At 63.2% G+C, this 4,159-nt stretch carries 6 protein-coding genes; 4 read left to right on the top strand and 2 right to left on the bottom strand.

Annotated elements, in window-relative coordinates:
• Positions 1 to 44 precede the first annotated feature (44 nt).
• Positions 45 to 419, bottom strand: coding sequence for a membrane protein insertion efficiency factor YidD (gene yidD, locus EOD07_RS24990; protein ID WP_127237324.1), 375 nt, complete (start codon positions 417 to 419; stop codon positions 45 to 47).
• Positions 420 to 740: 321 nt separating this feature from the next.
• Here yidD and EOD07_RS24985 point away from each other — a divergent pair, with 321 nt between their 5' ends.
• Complete coding sequence (locus tag EOD07_RS24985) at positions 741 to 1,646, top strand: LysR substrate-binding domain-containing protein (RefSeq protein WP_127237323.1); 906 nt, start codon at positions 741 to 743, stop codon at positions 1,644 to 1,646.
• Between the two features lie 112 nt (positions 1,647 to 1,758).
• Here the strand turns inward: EOD07_RS24985 and EOD07_RS24980 are convergent, their stop codons facing one another.
• Positions 1,759 to 2,205, bottom strand: coding sequence for an iron-sulfur cluster assembly scaffold protein (locus tag EOD07_RS24980; RefSeq protein WP_040981567.1), 447 nt, complete (start codon positions 2,203 to 2,205; stop codon positions 1,759 to 1,761).
• 236 nt (positions 2,206 to 2,441) lie between these two features.
• On the opposite strand from EOD07_RS24980, the gene folE reads away from it, so the two are divergent.
• The 3 genes from folE to EOD07_RS24965 form a co-directional block, all read left to right on the top strand.
• Complete coding sequence (gene folE / locus EOD07_RS24975) at positions 2,442 to 3,074, top strand: GTP cyclohydrolase I FolE (protein ID WP_073986071.1); 633 nt, start codon at positions 2,442 to 2,444, stop codon at positions 3,072 to 3,074.
• Between the two features lie 40 nt (positions 3,075 to 3,114).
• A complete protein-coding gene (hisI, locus tag EOD07_RS24970; RefSeq protein WP_040981571.1) occupies positions 3,115 to 3,573 on the top strand; it encodes a phosphoribosyl-AMP cyclohydrolase in 459 nt (152 codons plus the stop codon).
• 84 nt (positions 3,574 to 3,657) lie between these two features.
• The coding region (locus EOD07_RS24965; RefSeq protein WP_206519544.1) for a patatin-like phospholipase family protein at positions 3,658 to 4,159 on the top strand (502 nt) is incomplete at its 3' end.

The raw sequence follows: 4,159 nt of genomic DNA, 5'->3' as shown, positions 1-4,159 counted from the left end.
CTACCGGACCGTTAAGATCCGAGCGCCGCGTGACGGCGAAGCAATCAGATTTCGGGATCGCCGCGTTTCTTGCCGATCCGCCAGTAGCGCCAGGGCATGAACCAGACATAGCGCGCCGCAAGCGTCTCCGGCACGCGGTCGATGCCATGCGTCCCGAACGGCCCACAGCGCAGGACCCGGAACAGCCCCATCCAGCCACCGGCCCACAGGCCGTGACGGGCGATCGCCTCATGCGCGTATTCGGAGCAGGTCGGCAGATGCCGGCAGCTGTTGCCGACGAAGCCTGAGAGCGTCAGCTGATAGAGGCGCACGAGCGATGTGCCGAGCACGCGCCCGGGCGTCTTGCGCCAGGGCCCCGGCCAGTTGCGCCCGCTCTGGACCCGCTGGACGCCATGCATATGCCCGTGATGGTCGCCCATCGCTCCGCAGCCTGTTTCCTTGCCCGATAGATGTGGGCTTCGGCGCTGAAACGCAATGCCTTTGCCCTCAAGGTCTGGAGCGCCGGACAGGATGGCTGCCGGTCCATGGGCGATGGTGAGAAGGAAGATCGCGACAGTCATGGTAGTGTCCGCCGCGCACGGCCTCGCCGTGCCATTGGAAGGTCGCTATCCGTATCACATCGCTGAAAATGGCCAGGAACTCGTTCATGGCAGATCTCCTTCGGAACGGATTAGACCGCCGCTGGCCTTCCCTCTCAAACGAGTATAATTTCCGCGTGGGATAACTTGAGGTTATGCGACATGAAGCGTGGCCGGCTGCCGCTGACGGCGCTCAGGAGCTTCGAGACGGCCGGCCGGCATTTGAGCTTCAGCCGGGCGGCCGAGGAGCTTTACGTCTCGCAGGCCGCGATCAGCCGGCAGATCCGCGAGCTCGAGACCTTTTTGGGCAGACCGCTGTTTCTGCGCCTCCATCGCCGCGTCGAACTGACTGATGCGGGACACCGGCTGCTCGACCGATTGGTCAGGAGCTTCGACGACATCGACCGCGTGCTTTCGGAGCTCACCGCCTCGCCGGCGCAGGCGATTGTCCGCGTCAGCGTCGAGCCATCGCTTGCCGCGGTATGGCTGGTGCCGCGGCTCAATCGCTTCCGCCAGTTGCGGCCCGACATCGATGTGTCCCTCGAAGTCGATCCCCGGCCGATCGAGTTCCGCAGCGATCAGCCCGAGCTCGCCTTGCGTTTCAGCGCGCACGCCACCTCATGGCCGCGCAGCGAGGCCGAGCGCCTGGTCTCGACCGTCGATTCACCGGTGCTGTCGCCGACGCTGCTCGCCTCCGGCCCTCCCCTGGAAAAGCCGGTCGACCTTCGCCATTACACGCTGCTGCATGAGGAAAACCGCCAAGGTTGGGCGCGCTGGTTCCAGGCGGCAGGCGTGCCTGCCGATGCGGTGCCCTCGCGTGGCCCGATGCTGGCCGACATCTCGCTTTCGAAACAGGCGGCACTCCTCGGCCATGGCGTGGCGCTCGGTGATCTCTTGCAGGTCGGCGAGGAACTCGCGTCGGGCACTTTGATCAAGCCCTTCGACATCGATGTCGCTTCCGGCGCCTACTGGCTGGTGGCAAGGAGCTTGGTGGATCTGCCGGAACCCGCCAAGGCGTTCGCCGACTGGATCCGAAGCGAATTCGCTGTGGCCAGGGGAGCGGCCTAATCGCATGTCGCCCAGAAGTGTACGCGGTTCTGGGACAACGACATGCATCAAATAAAGACTTAAAGCGCGTCGCCTGAATCCGGTTCAGCGCGACGCGCTATAAGCCCGATCTTCAAGCCGCCTGCCCGGCGCGCTTCTTCTCGATCTGGCCGATCGCGTCGACCACCGCGTCGAAGGTCAGCATGGTGGAGGCGTGGCGCGCCTTGTAGTCGCGCACCGGCTCCAGATATTTGAGGTCGGCGAAGCGGCCTTCCGGCGGCGCGCCGTTCTCCTTGAGCATCTTCAGCATGGTTTCGCGCACGGCGCGCAATTCGTCGGCGCTGGCGCCGACCACATGCTGGGCCATGATCGAGGAAGAGGCCTGGCCGAGCGCGCAAGCCTTCACGTCATGGGCGAAATCGGTCACCACATCGCCGTCCATCTTGAGGTCGACGGTAACCGTCGAGCCGCACAATTTGGAATGCGCCCTGGCGGTCGCGTCGGCGTCGTCGAGCCGGCCGATCCGCCCTATGTTCCCGGCGAAGCCGAGAATTTTCGCATTGTAGACGTCGTCGATCATATTTTTCCAATCCGTCGCCGCCCAGCGAACAGGCTTTGCCGCTCTCGCGTCTTCCTTTCGCTTCGCTGTAACCATATATAATGATCGCAGTCGGGCATCGACAAGGCGATCAAAGGCCGCTGTCTTTGCTCATCTGTTCACGCCGCTTGCGGGATGGAAATGGGCGATTTTCACCCAAAAGGTCGTGGTCCGTTCAACTCGTCCCACCCTTGAGTGGGACTACGGGAGACGCCTTTATGGATGCCGTCATCAAGAAAATCATGCCCCCGTCCGACTATATGGACAAGCCCGTCACCGACCGGCCGAGCGAAGCCGAGGTCGAGGCCGCCGTGCGCACTCTGTTGCGCTGGACCGGCGACAATCCAGACCGCGAAGGCCTGGTCGATACACCCAAGCGCGTCACCAAGGCCTTCCGCGAAATGTTCAACGGCTATGACATGTGCCCGGCCGACGAGCTTGGCCGCACTTTCGAGGAAGTGGCCGGCTATGACGACCTCGTGATCGTCAAGGACATAAAATTCCATTCGCATTGCGAGCACCACATGGTGCCGATCATCGGCAAGGCGCATGTCGGCTATCTGCCGGACGGCAAGGTCGTCGGCCTGTCGAAGATCGCCCGTGTCGTCGACATCTTCGCGCATCGCCTGCAGACGCAGGAAGCGATGACCGCGCAGATCGCCGGCGTCATCCAGGACGTGCTCAATCCGCGCGGCGTCGCCGTCATGCTCGAGGCCGAGCATATGTGCATGGCCATGCGCGGCATCCGCAAGCAGGGCTCGACCACGCTGACCTCGACCTTCACCGGCGTCTTCAAGGACACGCCCGAGGAACAGGTCCGTTTCGTCACCATGGTGCGCGCAGGCGGCTGATTTGCCGGCCCTCGCCGGCCTGAACATATAAGGACCGGCGATGTCGGCAGTTGAATTCCCGAAAGCTCCGTCAGACAAGAAAGCGCTGGAGGAAGGCACCGTCCTTTCTCCGCGTTTTGACGCCGCGGGCCTCGTCACCGTCGTCGTCACCGATGCCGTCGACGGCATGCTTCTTATGGTCGCGCATATGAATGCCGAGGCGCTGGCGCTCACGCTGGAAACCGGCATCGCGCATTATTGGTCGCGTTCGCGCAATGCGCTCTGGAAGAAGGGCGAGACCTCGGGCAATCTCCAGCGCGTCGTCGAGATGCGCACGGATTGTGACCAGGACGCGATATGGTTGAGCGTCAAAGTGTTGGGCCACGACGCAACTTGTCATACCGGCAGACGTTCCTGCTTTTATCGGACGGTGGGGCTGAGTGACGGCAGGGCGACCCTTGCCGACGACGGCAGCAGGCCGCTGTTCGATGCGGACCAAACGTATCGGAAGCCTCTGTGAACCGTTCAATATTCAAAAACCACTCATATTCATTATTCTCAAACGTCCTTGTGGTACAAGGGATATGGGACATGGGAGATCGTGATGCTCGAATGGGCGTCATTGCGCAGCAGACCTGACGTTCGGGAGGCCAACGGCCCCGCATCGTCCGGCGGCTTGCCCGATCCGAAGCCTGGCAGGAAAACCGGCATCTCGCTGGCGCTGGGCGGCGGATGCGCCCGCGGCTGGGCTCATATCGGCGTGCTGCGCGCGCTCGACGAGGCCGGCATCGAAGTGTCGATGATCGCCGGCACCTCGATCGGCGCGCTGGTCGGCGGCTGCTACCTTGCCGGCAAGCTCGACGAGCTGGAAGAGTTTGCCAGAAGCCTGACCAAAAGGCGCATCTTCGGCCTTCTCGATCTCAATCTGCGCGGCAGCGGCCTGTTCGGCGGCATGAAGCTCGACCAGCGCCTGCGCGAGCACCTCGACGGCGCCCGCTTCGAGGACTTGCCCAAACCTTTCGTCGCTGTCGCTTCCGAAATCCGCACCGGCCATGAGATCTGGCTGTCGAGCGGCTCGCTCGTCACCGCCATGCGCGCTTCCTATG

The sequence above is a fragment of the Mesorhizobium sp. M2C.T.Ca.TU.002.02.1.1 genome (genome assembly GCF_003997225.1).
Note: the sequence above shows the minus strand (reverse complement) of the source record. Positions and strands in the feature narration are given on the sequence as shown.

Coding starts and splice junctions, on each gene's coding strand:
- folE (WP_073986071.1), top strand. CDS start 2,442: ATGGATGCCGTCATCAAGAAAATCATGCCCCCGTCCGACTATATGGAC.
- hisI (WP_040981571.1), top strand. CDS start 3,115: ATGTCGGCAGTTGAATTCCCGAAAGCTCCGTCAGACAAGAAAGCGCTG.
- EOD07_RS24980 (WP_040981567.1), bottom strand. CDS start 2,205: ATGATCGACGACGTCTACAATGCGAAAATTCTCGGCTTCGCCGGGAAC.
- EOD07_RS24985 (WP_127237323.1), top strand. CDS start 741: ATGAAGCGTGGCCGGCTGCCGCTGACGGCGCTCAGGAGCTTCGAGACG.
- yidD (WP_127237324.1), bottom strand. CDS start 419: ATGGGCGACCATCACGGGCATATGCATGGCGTCCAGCGGGTCCAGAGC.